The following is a 17,279-nucleotide window of genomic DNA, read 5'->3' on the forward strand; positions in this document are numbered from 1 at the left end:
GATCGGTTTTAGATTAGTTCCATTTGCACAGCCATTTTAACCAAAGATGCAATATTACGAGCGTGAAATTTAGAAAGTAGATTTTTTCGATGCGTATCTACTGTAGTTACGCTAACAAAAAGTTTAATGGCAATTTCATTATTGGTTAGACCATTAGCGATAAGTTCTAGCACTTCCTTTTCTCTTCTGGTTAGAATTATTTTAGTACTTTCCTTTGTTCTAAGCATTTGAAATGCATCTCCACTTAAATAAGTTTTTCCTGCATTTACCGTAAATATGGCCTCTAATAACTCGTTTTTTGTAGCATTTTTAAGTACATAGCCCGATGCACCGTTTTCAATTATTTTTTGAATAAAACTTTGCTGGTTAAAAGTGCTCAAACCTAAAATATGTATGCCAGGGTATTTTTCTTTGATCGTTTTGCAAAGATCTATTCCACTCTCTTTACCTAAATTAATATCCATTAGTATGACATCAGGTTGGTGGTGCTGCAAAAAGGCAAGGCACGATTCCCTAGATGTAGCATGCCCCTGCCATTCTATATTTTTTTCATTTTGCAGTAACGAACGAACGCCCTCAATTACAAGGTAATGATCATCTACAATCAACACACTTACTCCATTCATAATTTGAACTCGATTAATACCGACGTGCCTTTATCGGGCTCAGTTTTAACATCTATTTTTCCCTTTAAAAAGTCGACCCTATTTTTCATATTGGCCCAACCAATTCCGTGTGTTTCGGTTAATAGATCTGGGTTAAATCCTTTGCCATCATCTTCTACCGTTACTGTTATGGTGTCATCGCTTTTGGCCAGTTGTACAATGGCAGTATCAGCCGAAGCGTGTTTAATCGTGTTATTAAGCAATTCTTGTACTATCCTAAAAATGGTTATCGAAGTTGTGTTATCAAGGTTAGCCGTTTCCATTCCAATAGATTGATAATCCACCTGCAATGCGCCTGTAAGATTTATATCTGTACAAAAATCTCTTAAAGCCGTATCCAAACCAAATTTAACAAGTGCTTCTGGCATCATATTATGAGCTATTCTGCGCATCTCTTTAATGGAACTATCTAACATATCCATACTTCTATTAAATGCCATGGCATTTTCTGGTGTCATAACTAAATTTCCCTGCATGTGTCCAAATGAGTGTTTTAAACCTGAGAGCATACCCCCCAGGCCATCGTGTAAATCTTTAGCCAAACGTGTTCTTTCCTGCTCCTCTCCTTTTAATACGGCCTCAGTTGCAGTAAGCTGCTTTTCAGTTTCTAGTTCGTTAATGCGTTGCTGTTGTATTTTTTGACGGTGTTTGTAGTTGCGGTATACCATTGCGAAAATGAGGATCAACAAAAGCGCACCGCCAATTAGTATATAATTTAAGGTGTTTTTTTGTTGGATAGCCGCTTGTTGCAGCCTGATCTGACTGTCCTTTTTTTCAGTTTCGTATTTTTTTTCGAGATCTGCTGCAGATTTAGCCACTTCTTCATTCAAAGCGGTTCTTTCAAGTGAATCTGCCTTGCGTTGTGCATTCGATGAAGTGATGAAGTCGCCCTGTGTGGCGGAAATGTAGGAGAGCAGGCGATAACCGTTCTGCATTTCATGCCTGATGGAATCGGCTTTGGCAATAGAAAGTGCCTGCTTCACATAAGCAAGGGCTTTCCTATTGTCCCTGGTATAGTAATGGGCAGCAGCTAGGTTGTAATAAGCAGTGGCTAGTAGCTGACGGCTATTCATTTCCTTGGCAAGCGTAAGGGAATGTGCAGCCATTTCCCGCATTTTATCATACTTACCTAAAGAAGAATAAAAATTAGTAATGTACTTATAGATGCTTGCTTCGGCAAAGCGGTCGTTTAGCTGCTTTGAAGAACTGAGCGCCTTGTCATAAAAATAAATTGCACTGTCGGGTAATCCCAGTATTTCATATTCCTGGGCAATGCCTGCATATAGTCGGTTCACATAGCCAGCAGTAATATTGTACCGCTTCCTAAGACGCAGTCCCGTCAATCCTGCATCCAGGGATTTTCGGTGTTGCCCAAGATCGGCATAGGCATTACTAATACTAATATATAGGCCAACCATTTTGGCAGTATCCTTTACTTTTTCAGCTTTTGCCTGAGCCTGCAAAACATAGTCCAATTCCTCTTGATATCTGCCAAGATATTGATAACAGATAGACATCATATTGAGCATCGCTATTTCAAATCCTGGTTGTTTTAAATGCCGTGCAATCATTAAACCCTTTCGACTCTCTTCTAATGCCTTATGGTGTGCCCCCTGTGTAAACGATACCACGGCCACACGTTCATGATACAGATAGCGGCCTCGTTCATATGATAATTTTTCGGCGAGGTTACCTAAGAGTCTCAAAAAATGCCTGGCCGAATCCAGATTATTTTTCTCATAGTATTTGGCCAAATTGTAATAGGTTTTAACACAGTTTGTATCTTGCCTATGAACACGAAGTAACTTTAGCAAACTATCCTTTTCGTTTGTTTGTGCATTTAAATTAAAGGCATACAAAAAGCATATCAATGCAATAATTCTTTTTAGATACATGGCTTTAGTTATGGATACAAATAAACCGAATTGTTAGCCTGATAGTACTCCCCTTTTTACAGGATTTTTATTAAAGCTACAAAATATCTTTCGCCAGGAAAACAACCTGGTCAGCCCTAATTCAATCATTTTGTAAAAATCCTCTTTTTACAGGATAAGATCGGCTGACACTGCTACCTAAATTAGCCTTGAGAAAAACATATCCGTAATAACTAAAACCTACAACATGAAAACTAAAAATTTAATGCTGACAATACTGCTTCTTGCAGGAAGTATTACAGTACAAGCACAATTTCTTAAAAAACTAAAAGAGAAAGTAAACGCAACAGTAGACAAGAAAATAAATGCCACCGTTGATAAGGCAATCAGTAAAACAACAGATAAAGTTGTAGACAGCTCCTCCCGAAAAATTAAAAAAATGGCGAAGGATATAGGTAAAGGAAAAAAAGATAAAAAGAACGCTTCAGACAAAACAAATGAGAACAAATCCGTTCCGGAAACTAAAAACCAATAGTACAGGACAGTACTACCAGAAAAGATCCCAATAAGGCTTAGAAAATCAACGACATATGAGGATGAAAAATTGTAAAATAGTTAGGTCCATACTGCTCATGGCCTTTTTATTACTGCCTGCATTACTTGTTGCACAAAAAAAGTCGGGCAAAGAAAAGCCGCCAACCAAAAAAGAAATGGAAGCCGCAATGAAAGAAGCAAAGGGCATGATGGATGAGATGATGAAAGAGATGAGCCCTGAAGATAAAAAGATGATGGATAGCCTAGGTATTAAAATGCCCGATATGAACAAGGCGGTTAAAAATATGCCTGCCATATCAGACAAGAAACTTGCCAAAGCGTGGGAAGATGATAAGCTTATCGTACCAAAAAAGGATGCTGTTAGAATTGCAGCAATTGCAAAGGGCGTAAACGCTGCTCGGATTTCTGCATATGTAAAAGCTATACAGACAAAACTTAGCGTTGCTTTAGAAGCAAATACAGTTATGCTGGCTGATAAGGTGTATAGTAAAATTAAAGCAAAAACAAAAAATGGCGAAGACGCCGATGCAATGGCCAGTGCATTTTGGGCGAGTGGCCACCCGGAATTAGCTGTTTATCTGCTTGGTAAAGTATGTACCGATTATCCAGCACAGTATAATGCACTGAGTAATTATACTGCAGCGCTTACGATGTTAAATGGCGAGCACTTAGCTATCCCAATCTTAGAATATCTTCATAAAAGTTTTCCTAAAAACACCACAGTCATGAACAACCTTGGGCAGGCATGGTTTGGACTGGGCGAACTGCAAAAAGCAGAAAACTACTTGGATAGTGTTACTGATGTATACGTACATCATCCGCAGGCAACCTTAACGCAGGCAGCCATTGAAGAAAGCAAAGGCAATACAAAAAAAGCTGCAGAACTTGTCAGGAAGTCTATCAAACATGCTTACACAAGGGAAAAAGAAGAGAAGCTGGCAAAGCTGGGAGAAAAGATAAGCAGCATCAACTTAAGAGTTCCGTTCAAACCCAGCTCCGATCCGTTGGGGCTAGGCAACACCAAACGCCCCGACTATCCCAATAGTATTGCAGAAATAAATGCGTTGTTGCCTATGTGGGAGCAATTTAACAATGGTATAGCAACAGCCATTGCAAAAGCAGAAAAAGAACTGGCAGATGAAACAGCATTGTATGCAAAATACATATCTACAACGACAGGTAAAGTAATGGGCACAATTCAACAAACTATTAACACAGGTGTGGCCACTCCAATAAATATGGAGCCATTGCACGCCCGCAAAGCTGGCTTACAAGTGCAGCAGTTAGAAAAATATTACGCTGCAAAAATGAAAAAGCTTACCGAAAGCTATATGAAACTTCAAACTGACCTTACCGCGATTAGAAAAAACAAAAAAATACCTCCGCCAGAAGCTCCCTGCACAGCACATCGGGACGCCATCAATGCGATGTTGAAAGAGTTGAACACCAGGAAGAAAGAATATGATGAAGAGGCCCTCACGCTTTTTAAACATTATGCCAATGACTTTGCGTACTGGGCACAGTATACCAGTTTGGATATTCATTCCTTCAAAATAATTGAACTGCAATTTCAACTTTTCTGGCTGCAGAAAAACAGGGAGCTTCAACCTTTGGATATGCAGGATTATAAAAACGCCTATGCAGACTGTGAAGAGAAAGCAGAAGCAAAGCCAGGTAAACTGGCGGAGTTTGATGATGTGGCCTGTAATTACAAGGCCGAAGTTGACTTAGGCTATGTAACGTACAAGTTTAATTGTAGCCATAGCAGCATGACCATTGAATTTAATGATAACGCAATTACCTTCAAACACCTGGGCAACACATACATTGGCAGCACAGTAAAAATAAAATCGGGCGCAAACGCCAAAGGAAAGCTTGGTCCGCTGGAAATTAAAGGAGCCATTGGCAGCGATTTTACCTATGAACTGGATGAAAATAATGAGCTGAAAGACTGGAAAGGAACCGCAAATGCAAGTGTAGAAGGCTCGGCTGGTGTGGATGAGGAACCCATTAGCGGTGAACTTACCGTAAAACAGGAGTTCGAGTTGGAAATGAGTAAAAAAGCAGGCGTAGGCGATTTTACGGCCACCTCCTCTGCAACCGTAAAAGCGGGCATAGGCAAACAGGAATTAGAAGCCGGAATACAGAAACAAATCAGCCTTATCAGTGGTCATGGCTCGGTAACTGGTACCGGTATCGCCAAAGGAATCATCATCAGGCAGTGGTAAAATATCAATCATTAAACAAATAGGAATATGAAAACTAAAGCTTTGCTTGTTGCCCTGTTTACTTTTTCTTTCGCAAATGCCCAGCAGGTTGACAGTCGCGGAATGTACGATAAAAAGGATTTTGAACATATTGAAATCGGATGGTTAAATCCTCTAAAAAACGAACCCGCCAAACCCATTACTGAAAATGGTTGGAGCTATCCTGTAAACCAAACTGATATGGGCAGAAAAATTGGTACTTGGTTGCAACAAACCTATACACCTATCGGACTATTAGGCGAGCTCAAACTGGACCTGTTTAGACCCCCTGCTTCCAAATACAAAGGCACAAAATATTATGGTGCAGATGAGGCTGAAAAAGACAACCGCTCCGCACTCCCCAATTCCTATGGGGCGCTGGCTAAGTTTCATCTATGCTTATCTAAAACAAGCACACATAAATTCTTTCCAACACCAGGAAACCATTGTTATACCCGGCTTGACATCATGGCGAACAACGTAGAATTGATTACCAAACAGGTAATTGCGCTTTCTACTCCTACCGACTATTATTGTACCATGCCTGATTATACCGTTGGGCAAAAAGGGGAATATGAAAAAGACTGGCTCGATGAAATGACTGCTTATAGAAATTTTACAGGCAGCCCGAACCTGCAACCTTATCGTCATTATCTGTTCCCGGTAGGCAACCAATTATCTTACGTGGTAATTATGACGAGGAACAGGCAGCCACTTCCTTTTGAGCAAGTTACAGTAGCTGAACTTTTACGGCAATTAGAAAGTCAGTTTCCCAAGCTACATCAATTTGCAGTAAACCGAAAGCTGATTTATGAAAACTACCTGGAAAACGCAAAAAAAGGAATGCAGGTATTAAAAGAACAGCTAAAGCAACAGGAAAATAAATTCGTATATTTTAATACTATTGAACGACAGATAGATATCATTGATTTAGCCAATATCGGTAGCAGTGGAAAATTACCTAACTGGATACAGACCGAAAAAAACACTCAAAACCTTGACAGATGGGGAAAAGCAGTTTCTTCCTCTACCAATTACCCATTGCTTCGGTTAAAAAAAGGAGTAAAAGAAGATTGCGCTACCAGCGGTCCGCAATGGCTCGTGTTCAAGCTGGATGGACCTATTAATGCGGGATATGGCGGTGCTGTGCAACTGATGGATAATTTTGTCAACCGTTTTAATTATGACTACGTATATCGTTATTTTTTTGGAAAGGATAAAGTGATTGAGCCATATCAACCGCTTGGATTAGCCTTTAAAGAAAAGGAGCAGCGAGCCTCGGCGGCGTCAGAACTTTCTGCCGCAGCAAAGAAAAATGCTGCTGATAAAACTGTATTGTTCTTTGAAGATTTTTCCAGTACAGCTGTTGGCTCCTCACCGCAAGACTGGAAAACCCAACGAAGCGAAGTTTCTGGCGAACAACCAGTAGTAGCTACACTAGATAAGGCTGAAGGCAAGTGGTTAAGGTTGAAAAGAAATGCAGCTCCGAAAAATTTTCCGCAAAATATAAATGGAGATTTTGAGCTAAGCTATGATCTTCTGGTGCAAAAGGGCGATGTGCCATGGGGCACACCAGGAATTGACGTGCAGCTAAAGTTTTCAGGCAATGCCGGAGAAAAAAATATCATCTTAAATGTGTCACCAGGTGATATGAACCGGTCAGATGCCGCTGGCTGGATAATGATTAACGGATTGACAACCTGTAAGGTCTCCAACTATTATTCTCTGTCCGGTTTCACTGGCAGCAAGCCAGTTAATCAAGCTACCGTGAGCCTACAAAAAAAAGGGGAAAGCATATTGATCAGGTGCAACAACAGCAAGGTGTACGAATGCAACACAGCTTTTTCACCCAGCATGGTCTTAAAGGATCTCAATTTTTACGTGAACGAAAAAAATCAGTTCTACATCAGCAATATTCATATCAAGAAATTATAATCCACTATGAAACATATCTCATTTTTTATGATCTGCTTATTGTTTACAATGCAGGCATGTGGGCAAAACGAAACCTTCGATATCGTCTCTTATACGACACCAAAAAACTGGAAAAAAGAACTTACCGACAACCATTTGGTCTACTCAAAAATTGATGGCAATAGCTGGGGGCAAATCGTGATTTACAAAAGTGCTGTAAGCACGGGAGATGCCGAAACCGATAACGAAAAGGAATGGAACGGATTAGTATTGGGCTTAAAAGCTGTAGAAAATGAAGAAAAAGCTAAACCAGATACGCTAAACAATTGGGTTGTAATTAGCAGAAGCGGCATTTGGAAGTACAATGGCGCTAATGTATCTACCATCCTCACTACGTTTAGTAACGGGAAAGTATATTTAAGTGCCATGTGTAATTCAACTGCATTGCCATATCTGCAAGATTTTCAGCATTTATTGCAAACGTTTCAACCCATCGAAAGAAATGAAATAAGTCCAAATCAAACATACCATACTGTAAATGGGCAATTTAAATATGATACTACCAATTTTGATGACGGCTGGATAAGCGCCAGCAAAACAGACTGGGTTGAGGTTACCAAACCTGGTACACGCATTTTTATCCATTATCCTAACCAACAGGCAGATGAGCATAATTTTGATAAACTTAAAGGCGATGAGCATGCCTGGAATGCATTGATAGCACCGCGATATCAAAACATCACCAACTTTCAGCAAAGAGGCCTGCAGGGCTCGCCATCCATTACTTTTCTAATGGCCAATGGGGTTGAAAAACAAACTGGCAAAAATGTTTTCATTGTATTCTATAAAAAACATTACCAACAGGGAAACGGACGGTATTTGGAAGTAGTTACCAATAGTAAAACTGATTTTGAAAACGAATTTGGCAATAATTACATCAACACCTCCAGTTGGGATTACCTTGAACAGAGCAAATCTTGGGATAAACTTGCCAAGATGCAATGGCGTAACAAATTTGCGGTGGCTAACACAGATCTTGCCGGCAAATGGTCATCGTCAGATTTTGCATCACTCTCTTATTATTATGTAAGCAGTGGCCGTTACGCAGGTAGTACAGCAACTGCCACTTCAGACGAATTTAACTTTTTAGAGGCAAACCATTACAGCAGTCAGCATTCGGGTGCGTCGGGCCAAGTTGGCAACATGGGTTTCTCTACGCAAAAATATAATGGCAAGTACGAAGTTAAAGATTGGAAGATCACTTTTACCAACCGTTTTAAAGGTCAGTTAGAAACATTTAATTGCCAGTTTGAGGCTATAAAAGGCGGACGAATATTGGTGCTTACTGATAACAACAACACCATAAAAGCATTGGTAAAACAACATTAAAAAATCCCCTTTTTACAGGATAGCAACCCAGTTAACAGCGAATTAACTTTATATCATTATGCAACTTAATCGATAATCTTATAAACCCCGATAAGCCGCCGCTTACAAACAGAGATGAATAAGAGCTTATCGAAGCTTCATTACCACTTAAAAACAATTTATTCAAATGAAAAAATTAACAAGCCTACTATCGTTATTTCTATTGCTTTTTACCAGTATAAATGCTCAGCAAAAAACGATGGTAAACATAAACCGACCTTTAGTAACGAGACAAATTGCCTTACCAGATTTGCAGGTAAGCATTAGCAGTATCGAACACGACAAAGGTAATTATCACATCAATTGTACTTTAAAAAACACTGGTGCAGCCAATGTAGATCTAAGTAATATTACCATGCAGGGCAGTATTGTATCTGCTAACGGCCAATTTATACAAGCTGGTGGTGGCACTAAATTGGTAGATCAAGGCTCACTGGAACCTGGGGCCGAAATACAATTTAAAATAGGGTTTACCCCAACAAAAAAGTTAATTAAAAATACAGCCTATACCTACCAGCTAAAAGCCGACGAAACCAATAGCGTTGCAGAACACAATGAAAGCAATAATCTTGCTACTGCCCCCATTATTGGTTATACAGATATAATGGAAACTTTAACAAGTACCTTGGCTGGACCCCTTCTTTCTACTACAGCATTTCCGGATCTTACCGTAGAAATTACCAGCATCTCTGCAGAAGAGTTTCATCATAAAATATATTACAAAGTAAAAAACATAGGCACTGCTGCGCTAAATGTTAACGTTAATGGCTTGCGGTTACTTGGATCAGTATGGTGTACCGAATTAAGGGCCGAGTGTTTAAGCACTGATGTAAAAGTACTGCAACCTCATGCTGTGCTCACACCTGGACAAGAAATAAATAGCTATATCGTACTAGAAGGCAGTAGACAGAGAAGTTTACTGAAAAGCTTTCAAGAGTACATGTACAAAATTGAAATAGACAATATCAAAGACATTCATGAATTGAACGAAAACAACAATACTACAGAACGAAAATTTAAGGCAATGTAACCCATTAATTCACCTGTTTCAAAAACCTAATTTATTTATGTAAAGATGAAAAGGAAACTCTGTTTAATGCTATTCACAATAAATGCAATAAGCACTTTTGCTCAACAAGAGACTTTCGACATTGTTACCTATACCCCACCAAAGGACTGGACATCAAAGCAAAATGCTGGCAACATTTCTTACTCGCGTGTGGATGGTGGCAGCTGGGGACAAATAGGCATTTATAAACACAGAAATAGCGAAGGCGATATAAAAATCGATTTTGATAAAGATTGGAACGAACTGATATCAAATGGCAAAAGCATTTCGTCAGTAGAAAAAACCGAACCTAAGCTTACGCATGGCTGGTCTATAATTAGTGGCAGAGGTATTTGGCAATATAATGGCACTAATGTAGCGACTATACTTACCGTGTACAGTAATCAAAAAATTTGTATGGCAATAGTGTGCAATGCTACAGCAATGCCTTATCTCAAAGAATATCAATCGCTGCTTGGTTCGCTAACTATTAGCACAGCAAATATTTCTACCATACCAAGCGCAGAAAATAATGCCTCTGCTATTGTTGGGCTTTGGACAGATTATAGTTTAGAAAGTGCAGGAAGAAGTTTTAATGGTGTGCCCCAATACACAGCAGGTTACCTTAGAAAGGAATATACTTTTAACAAGGATGGCACTTACATATATAGAAATAAGCAGTGGATTACTAAAACAAAGGATATCCTTTTTAGCTACGAAACGGGCACTTATATTTTAAAAGGCAATGCGCTAACCATTACACCAAAAAATGGAAGAGGAGGATTTTGGGAAAAGAAGGCAAGCTCTTTAGAATGGGGCAAATATATAAAAGCACTTAATCATAAATTAGAAAAAGTAACCTATACTTTTAAAATAATAGAAGACCCAAACTACAGCAATACCATAGTGCTTAGTGCATCTAAACCTACCCAAAGAGATGGTGGAAAGTTTAATGCACCCGATGACCCTTATGCGTTTCATTATAGCTTTAGAAAACTTGCATCGCTTATCGATAATCCACCTGGTTTAAAATAGGATTGTAAGCAGACAATTGATTATCAATTAATTAAACATCTATTTTTGTATCCAAAGATAAAATTCGATAAAAATAAAGAGTACAAAAAACTAATTATCAGGCAGTTGTACTCTTTATTTTGACTTCCGATACCGATCAGCAGGAATACTTTGAATATTTAAATCGCTTTTTATTGCTCATAGAACCTATAATTGAGGATTTGGAACTGAAAAATTTCATTTAGTTTTTCTATAAAACAAGGTCTTGTCAGAACATGTGTACCTTGACAGGCCTATTTTAGAACAAAAAGTTGGCAAATATGAGAGATGTAGTTTTGGTTTATATTGAAGTTTATATCACCTCAAGGTTCACATAATAAAACTAATACTTTATTTGAATTAACTATTGAAAATAAGATCAAAGCGTCTTCAAAACACCACCGTCAGCCCTCAAGCTAGCTCCATTTGTAGCTAACGACAACGGACTGGAAAGATAGGCAGCCAGGTTGGCAATTTCTGCCGGGTCAATAAAGCGTCCTAACAGCGAATGAGGGTTAGTTTGCTGCATGATGCCCGCTTTTAACTGCTCCACACTCCTATTTTGTATACCTGCAATATGTTCAACGGTTTTAGCTACGCCATCAGAATAAGTCGGCCCGCCTAAAATAGTATTTACTGTAACCTCTGTACCTTTGGTTAATTTTGATAAGCCATTGCTCACAGACATCATTGCGGCTTTGGTCATTCCGTAGTGTATCATATTATCCGGAACATTAACACCCGACTCACTGCTAATAAAAATAATCCTTCCCCTGTTCTTGCTGAGCATCTTCGGCAATAATGCCCTTGATAATCTTACGCTGCTCATGACATTGATCTCAAACATGTGATACCAATCGTTATCGGTAGTTTGCGCAAAATCTTTCAGGTCAAAAATCCCGACATTGTTAATCAGAATATCGATATCATTTAATTGACTTAACAGGGCTTCTATCTGTGCTTTAACAGAAAAATCAGCTGCGATCCCTGATACAATCGCATTTGGAAATTGTTTTTGTAACGCCGCAACTGCATCATTCATTTTTGTTTCTTCACGACCGTTTATAATGACCTCAACCTCTTCGGCCAATAATTGCTGCGCAATGGCAAATCCAATTCCCTGTGTCGCGCCACTGATAAACGCCCTTTTTCCTTTTAATTTTAAATCCATCTTATTTTTATTTTTGTATCGATCAATACATAATTAGTCAAAAAAATTTAACCTATAACCTCCAACTGCATTTCTACCTGCGCTGCAAGTACTTTTTCATCAGGATAAATTCTTCTGAGGGTATTAAGGCCACACCAGAAAGTGATCAGGTATCTACCCAAAACTTGCGATGATAATGGGTTTTGCAGGTGACCGAATTCCTTTTCTCTTTCAATTGCGCTCACAAACATCTGCTCAACATCTTTTAGTATTCGAATGGCATCTGCCTCCAGCTCATCATCAATAAAAGTCATTTCTACAACTGTGTTTGCTATGATACAACCTCTAAAATGATCTGTTTGGTTTGCTTTGGCTATACTCCTGAAAAAGTCTTTTATCAAGGCCAGTGGAAACTCGCTTCTTTCCAGTATTTTTCTGAAATCATTAAATGCTTCCCTCCGCTGTTGAATTGCGGCGCTGAAAACTTCCTTCTTCCCTCCTTTAAAGCTGTTGTAAAAGCTACCGGAACCTACTCCGGTAGCGGTCAACAAATCGTTTAGCGAGGTCGCCGTATATCCTTTTTCCCAGAAAATCTGTTGCGCTTTGCTCACCAACTCGGTATTTTCAAATAATGTAGGTCTTCCTTTCATTGATATAACCATTTTTGTATTGATCAATACAAAAGTAAAAAATTCAACTGGTTATCCAAAAAAATGGGCTGAATTAATTAAATGATTGCCGATACTGCAAAGGAGTTTGCATGGTTTTTTTCTTAAATAACTTATTAAAAGACTGAGGATACTCAAATCCAAAGCGGTAAGCAATTTCGCTAATATTAAGGCTTGTTGTAGAAAGTAAAACTTTTGCTGCCTCGATGATATGATTGTGGATATACTGCAGGGTGCTTTGTCCGGTGAGGCTACGCAACATATCACTTAAGTAATTGGCAGAAAGGTTAAGCTCATCGGCAAGTATTTTGACACTGGGAAGCGTAAGCACAGGCTTTTTATCGTTTTCAAAATAGCCCGTAAGGATTTCTTCTAACCTTGTTAAAAGATCGTGATGTACAGCCTTTCTGGTAATGAACTGCCTGTTGTAAAAGCGATTTGAGTAACTAAGCAGTAGCTCTACATGCGAAACCATTACATCCTGGCTATATTGATCGATACTGTTTTTTAGCTCCTGCTGCATTTGTTTCAGGAGGGAGAAAATAACTTCTTCTTCTTTTACCGATAAATGAAGTGCCTCTGCAACCGAATATGAGAAAAAACCGTAATCTTTAATACGCTTCGCTAAGGGATAATTCTGGATGAGCGCTGGCTTAAATACGAGCATGTAGCCATTAACCGGTTTTCCATCTGTTTCTCGTACCGAGAACACCTGTCCTGGTTTAGTGAATGTCATGATCCCTTCTTCAAAATCGTAATCCTGTTGCCCGTAACGGAATTTGCCGTTTGTACCAGTTTTTATGGCTATACAGTAGAAATCATTCGTAAAATGCTTCCATACATCACTGTGTTTGTAGCTCAGGAGTGCAAAATCAATCACACTTACCAAAGGATGATCGGGCTTTGAAAGTGCAAATAAACGGTGCAGTTCAGAAATCGAACTGATCTGGTAAGGTGATTGATCTGTCTTCTTCATTTCCTCAAATTTAATCAATTAATCGAAGTTGGTGGAAAGTGACAGGTGTTTCCATTGTTCCATTTCAGCTTGCTCCTTATTCCGGTGTTCCAGGATAGAGCTATAGCTGTCTGGTCCAAGTACAAGGTGAACAGGAGGTTCTTCTGCTTTTACGATTGCATTCAGTGCTTGTGCCAGTTTTTTCGGATCGCCTGGTTGGTGTCCGTTAAAACTGCTCAACATAGCTGCATGCTCTTTTTTACCGTAACCGATCACATTTTTTTTGGCCACAACCAGCGTATGATCAGACATGAAATTAGTACGGAACATACCTGGAGCCACCACAGTAACCTTAATGCCAAAGGGTTTGACTTCTTGTGCCAATGCTTCTGAAAGACCTACAACAGCAAATTTGGCCGCATTGTAACTTCCGGTATTGGCGTAACCCATGTAACCCATATTTGAAGCAATGTTAATGATGTGTCCAGATTGCTGTTTTCGGAGGTACGGTAGCACATGACGAATAGTGTTCACTGTTCCAAAAACGTTAACCTCCTGCGTTTTACGAAATTCTTCTTCAGAAATTTCTTCCAAGCTCCCCACCAGATAATAGCCGGCATTGTTTATTACCACGTCTAACCTTCCAAAATGCACAATGCTTTTGAATATGGCATCGCTAACGGCTCCGTCGTTAGTAATATCTAATGCCAGAGGAAGAAAGTTTTCGCTAGCTTCGCCGAGGCTGCTCATGAGTTCGTTAACATTCCTTGAAGTAGCTACCAATTTGTCGCCGTTTGCCAATACGAGTTTGGCAGTTTCAAGCCCCATCCCTTTGGATGCACCTGTGATAAACCATACTTTTTGTGTATTCATTTTTTTAATTTTGATTGTGACACAAAATTCGGCGAACACGGACTGGTAAAAGTATCCATTTTACAGACATATGTATCCAATTTCAGGATCAGTGAATTCAAGATGAATGACTGAGTTTTAGCTGAGCGCTACAACCATCCATTGGTAGTCATCTAACTATACCCCATTATAAACGAGAAGTTTTTAATGCAACATTCTGCACCTGTGATCTTTGAATAAAAGATGTTTAAACACAATCTTCTAATCGCCCGTAATTGTAAAAACCTTTAGAAGGAATATTTTGAACAAGGCTGAGATAGCATAGAAGACTAATTTGACATTAAAAAACCGTACTTTGAACAAATCAAAGTACGGTTAGTACCGATCAGGAGGTTTATTTTGAACATTTAAAGCGTTTCTTGATGCTGATACAGCCAATTATTGAAGATTTAGCGAGAAAAAATTTCATATAAAATTCTCGAAAAATTTAGTCCTGTCAAGATAACAGATACCTTGACAGGACTATTTTAGAACAAAAAAGTTGGCATAATTGGAGAAAAATAATTTTGCAAATAATTATTAAACTTGCCAACAGAGTCAATTAGATATCTAACGCTAATTATATAGATATAAGCAAACAGTCTCTTTACCATATGTTGAATAAATCCAACATATGGTTTAAATAATAGATTTGTAATATCTTAGCTGACTGATTAACCTCTATGACAAACTTCAGCAATCTTTTATTTTTCACTTCAATTATTGTAGCAATTGAATTTTACTCCGAAATACACTTAAGGAATTACGGTTCCTTTAGCGAGCGCATTTATCATTTAATTGGTGTCAAAACCTTATTTAATATCGCTAAGCTAAGCATACTGTTTGCTATGTCTTATGTTACTTTCGATTTATATGAATCGTTTGATTTCCTAAAAACAGGGTTTGTTAAATCCCAAATCATAAACTTAGACCTAGTGAATTGGTACTATTATCTGACAGTACCATTTTGCTTGTCAATTTTCATTATCCTATTCAAATCTGCAGACCTTTTTGATAAATTCCGTATAGTATCGACTGGTAGCAGGCAGCTCGACAGTTTTGTTACTAATGTTACCTACATCTTATTCAGATTAGTCTCATTTATCTTGACACTAGTGATTTTTAAATACATACTCCAATATATCATTGAACTCGACCAGATTTTCACAGCAAAACAACAGAGCCAGCTTGATTGGCTCCACGTTACTAAGGATGGTCAAGACAATTATAATAAAGGTGTATATTTCTCACTGACACTAACAGCATTAGCATTTATCATATTTAACAATGCTTTTATCAAACGTGCTAGTGACACATGGGACTACCGAAAAATCAACGTAAATTTTTTTAAATATGTTTTTATTACTCTAATACTTTGTATCGGCCTCTTCTTCGGTCTATTCTCTATATTTAACGGCATATTCAATGTGCTTAATTCAAGCCTTTCAGGATGGTTTTCAAAGGATAATCTATTAGGGATATTTCCTATTAGGATATCTTCATTGCTCATCTTGATATATCTATCGACTTATATTTACAAAAAAGTGCTCAACGGAAAATTTCTGACTTTCTTGATTCTAGGGCTTTTGCCAGTAAGAAAACTCAAAGAATATGATAGATTTATCATATTCGAAGACAGAGAGACACTATTTTTCACACAGATTTCTTTCTATATCTTAAATATAGCACTAGCCGAGCTTTTCATTATTATGGGATACGAAAGTATATATCTTAGCCTCCTCAATTTTGCTATACTGTTCATTCTTGACGATTTTAAAATCATCAGTGATTATTCTAGGAATTTAAGTTCAGTTATGGGCAGTCATTTTATTCGGATATGGGTGTTCAACCTTATCATGTTCTTTACAGCACTCGTGTTGTTATATCTTAAAGATCATCTTGTATTGATGTCTATTTACGTATTGCTAACCTTGATATTGGCGCGCTATTATTTTAGATATTTTGGAGCTATAAGTTTTGAACGACGCTAAATTCCATTGTCAAAGAAAAATCAACCTACAAAATCTTTAGAAATAATATTTTATTTTGGCAGAACAAAAGTAAGAATTTCTTAAGGGCGATTTAAGTCGATATTTAAATAAACATCAAAAACGTAAATAAAAACTAATTGACATTAAATGAGACCTTCAGAAAAATTATTAACTATGTTGGCACCTGAGAGACTGAGAGAACTTGGTGAAATCGCCACACTCGCAGGCAGTATTGAATTTAGGGTTGAGCGTGTAGTTTGGTCGCTGTCAAATGAAAACGTAGCTGGGATATATCCTACAACTGATACCAAGCCTATTTCATCATTAATTAGTTCAATTTATAAACTCTCTGACAATATCACAGACATAAATTTTCGAAAGGCAATTAAATTATGGACAGCCATCGCAACCCCGGCATTTAGATGTAGAAATTCTATACTCCACGGACTTGCTGTTGTATACAATGATAAAAGTGCGGAATTCATATCCAATACGGGCTGGGAAGGCCAAAGCAGAAAAAGAAAGAGTTCGTCGTTCCATGTAATTGATAATACCTTAGCCATGCTGAGTGAAATATTCCAGCAACTGTACGATAGTATCTTAGCAATTGAGTGCATCTTAGAAGATAAATTGACTTATCATGGGTTCTTTACGGACAGCATTCTTCAAAATATGTCGAAACATCACTCAATTGTAAATGAAATTGTCGATTTGGCCGCAGCCTATAATAACGAAAGGTATTAATTATATTAAAATGGCAGTAGTTATTTCGATAACTGGAATTCATCCGAGTCAGTGAGTCACAAGGCCTGTAAGATGTTGTCCGCAAGATGTAGTAACT

General features: G+C 38.2%; 13 protein-coding genes. 7 read left to right on the plus strand and 6 right to left on the minus strand.

What is annotated here, in order from left to right:
• Nucleotides 1–8: 8 nt before the first annotated feature.
• Together AC1RJ8_RS19045 and AC1RJ8_RS19050 are read right to left on the minus strand one after the other, a co-directional pair.
• A complete protein-coding gene (locus tag AC1RJ8_RS19045) occupies nt 9–626 on the minus strand; it encodes a response regulator (RefSeq protein WP_492955164.1) in 618 nt (205 codons plus the stop codon).
• Nucleotides 623–2,560, minus strand: a complete 1,938-nt coding sequence (locus tag AC1RJ8_RS19050; protein ID WP_492955163.1) for a sensor histidine kinase — start codon at nt 2,558–2,560, stop codon at nt 623–625. The genes AC1RJ8_RS19045 and AC1RJ8_RS19050 overlap by 4 nt, the downstream gene beginning before the upstream one ends.
• Nucleotides 2,561–2,786: 226 nt before the next feature.
• Between AC1RJ8_RS19050 and AC1RJ8_RS19055 the strand changes: the two genes are divergently transcribed.
• The 6 genes from AC1RJ8_RS19055 to AC1RJ8_RS19080 all read left to right on the plus strand — a co-directional run bounded on the left by AC1RJ8_RS19055 (nt 2,787) and on the right by AC1RJ8_RS19080 (nt 10,765).
• The gene (locus AC1RJ8_RS19055) at nt 2,787–3,074 is read left to right on the plus strand and encodes a hypothetical protein (RefSeq protein WP_492955162.1); all 288 of its coding nucleotides are present in this window, start codon (nt 2,787–2,789) and stop codon (nt 3,072–3,074) included.
• Between the two features lie 97 nt (nt 3,075–3,171).
• Entirely contained in the window at nt 3,172–5,322 is a 2,151-nt protein-coding gene (locus AC1RJ8_RS19060) for a tetratricopeptide repeat protein (RefSeq protein WP_493008058.1), read from the plus strand.
• Nucleotides 5,323–5,349: 27 nt separating this feature from the next.
• Complete coding sequence (locus AC1RJ8_RS19065) at nt 5,350–7,275, plus strand: hypothetical protein (protein ID WP_492955160.1); 1,926 nt, start codon at nt 5,350–5,352, stop codon at nt 7,273–7,275.
• Between the two features lie 6 nt (nt 7,276–7,281).
• Nucleotides 7,282–8,643, plus strand: a complete 1,362-nt coding sequence (locus AC1RJ8_RS19070; protein WP_492955159.1) for a hypothetical protein — start codon at nt 7,282–7,284, stop codon at nt 8,641–8,643.
• A gap of 166 nt (nt 8,644–8,809) precedes the next feature.
• Nucleotides 8,810–9,712, plus strand: coding sequence for a CARDB domain-containing protein (locus AC1RJ8_RS19075; RefSeq protein WP_492955158.1), 903 nt, complete (start codon nt 8,810–8,812; stop codon nt 9,710–9,712).
• Nucleotides 9,713–9,778: 66 nt separating this feature from the next.
• Nucleotides 9,779–10,765 carry a hypothetical protein gene (locus AC1RJ8_RS19080; RefSeq protein WP_492955157.1) on the plus strand — a complete coding sequence of 329 codons (987 nt, stop codon included), beginning with the start codon at nt 9,779–9,781 and terminating at the stop codon, nt 10,763–10,765.
• Between the two features lie 397 nt (nt 10,766–11,162).
• Here AC1RJ8_RS19080 and AC1RJ8_RS19085 read toward each other — a convergent pair whose 3' ends face one another.
• The 4 genes from AC1RJ8_RS19085 to AC1RJ8_RS19100 all read right to left on the minus strand — a co-directional run bounded on the left by AC1RJ8_RS19085 (nt 11,163) and on the right by AC1RJ8_RS19100 (nt 14,429).
• A complete protein-coding gene (locus AC1RJ8_RS19085) occupies nt 11,163–11,954 on the minus strand; it encodes an SDR family NAD(P)-dependent oxidoreductase (protein WP_492955156.1) in 792 nt (263 codons plus the stop codon).
• Nucleotides 11,955–12,001: 47 nt separating this feature from the next.
• A complete protein-coding gene (locus AC1RJ8_RS19090) occupies nt 12,002–12,583 on the minus strand; it encodes a TetR/AcrR family transcriptional regulator (protein WP_492955155.1) in 582 nt (193 codons plus the stop codon).
• A 73-nt stretch (nt 12,584–12,656) separates the two neighbouring features.
• A complete protein-coding gene (locus tag AC1RJ8_RS19095) occupies nt 12,657–13,577 on the minus strand; it encodes an AraC family transcriptional regulator (protein ID WP_492955154.1) in 921 nt (306 codons plus the stop codon).
• Nucleotides 13,578–13,595: 18 nt separating this feature from the next.
• Nucleotides 13,596–14,429, minus strand: a complete 834-nt coding sequence (locus AC1RJ8_RS19100) for an SDR family NAD(P)-dependent oxidoreductase (RefSeq protein WP_492955153.1) — start codon at nt 14,427–14,429, stop codon at nt 13,596–13,598.
• A gap of 2,156 nt (nt 14,430–16,585) precedes the next feature.
• Between AC1RJ8_RS19100 and AC1RJ8_RS19105 the strand changes: the two genes are divergently transcribed.
• Nucleotides 16,586–17,182, plus strand: a complete 597-nt coding sequence (locus tag AC1RJ8_RS19105) for a hypothetical protein (protein ID WP_492955152.1) — start codon at nt 16,586–16,588, stop codon at nt 17,180–17,182.
• Nucleotides 17,183–17,279 lie beyond the last annotated feature (97 nt).

It is taken from the genome of Pedobacter sp. GW822-FHT03F06, from assembly GCF_058801365.1.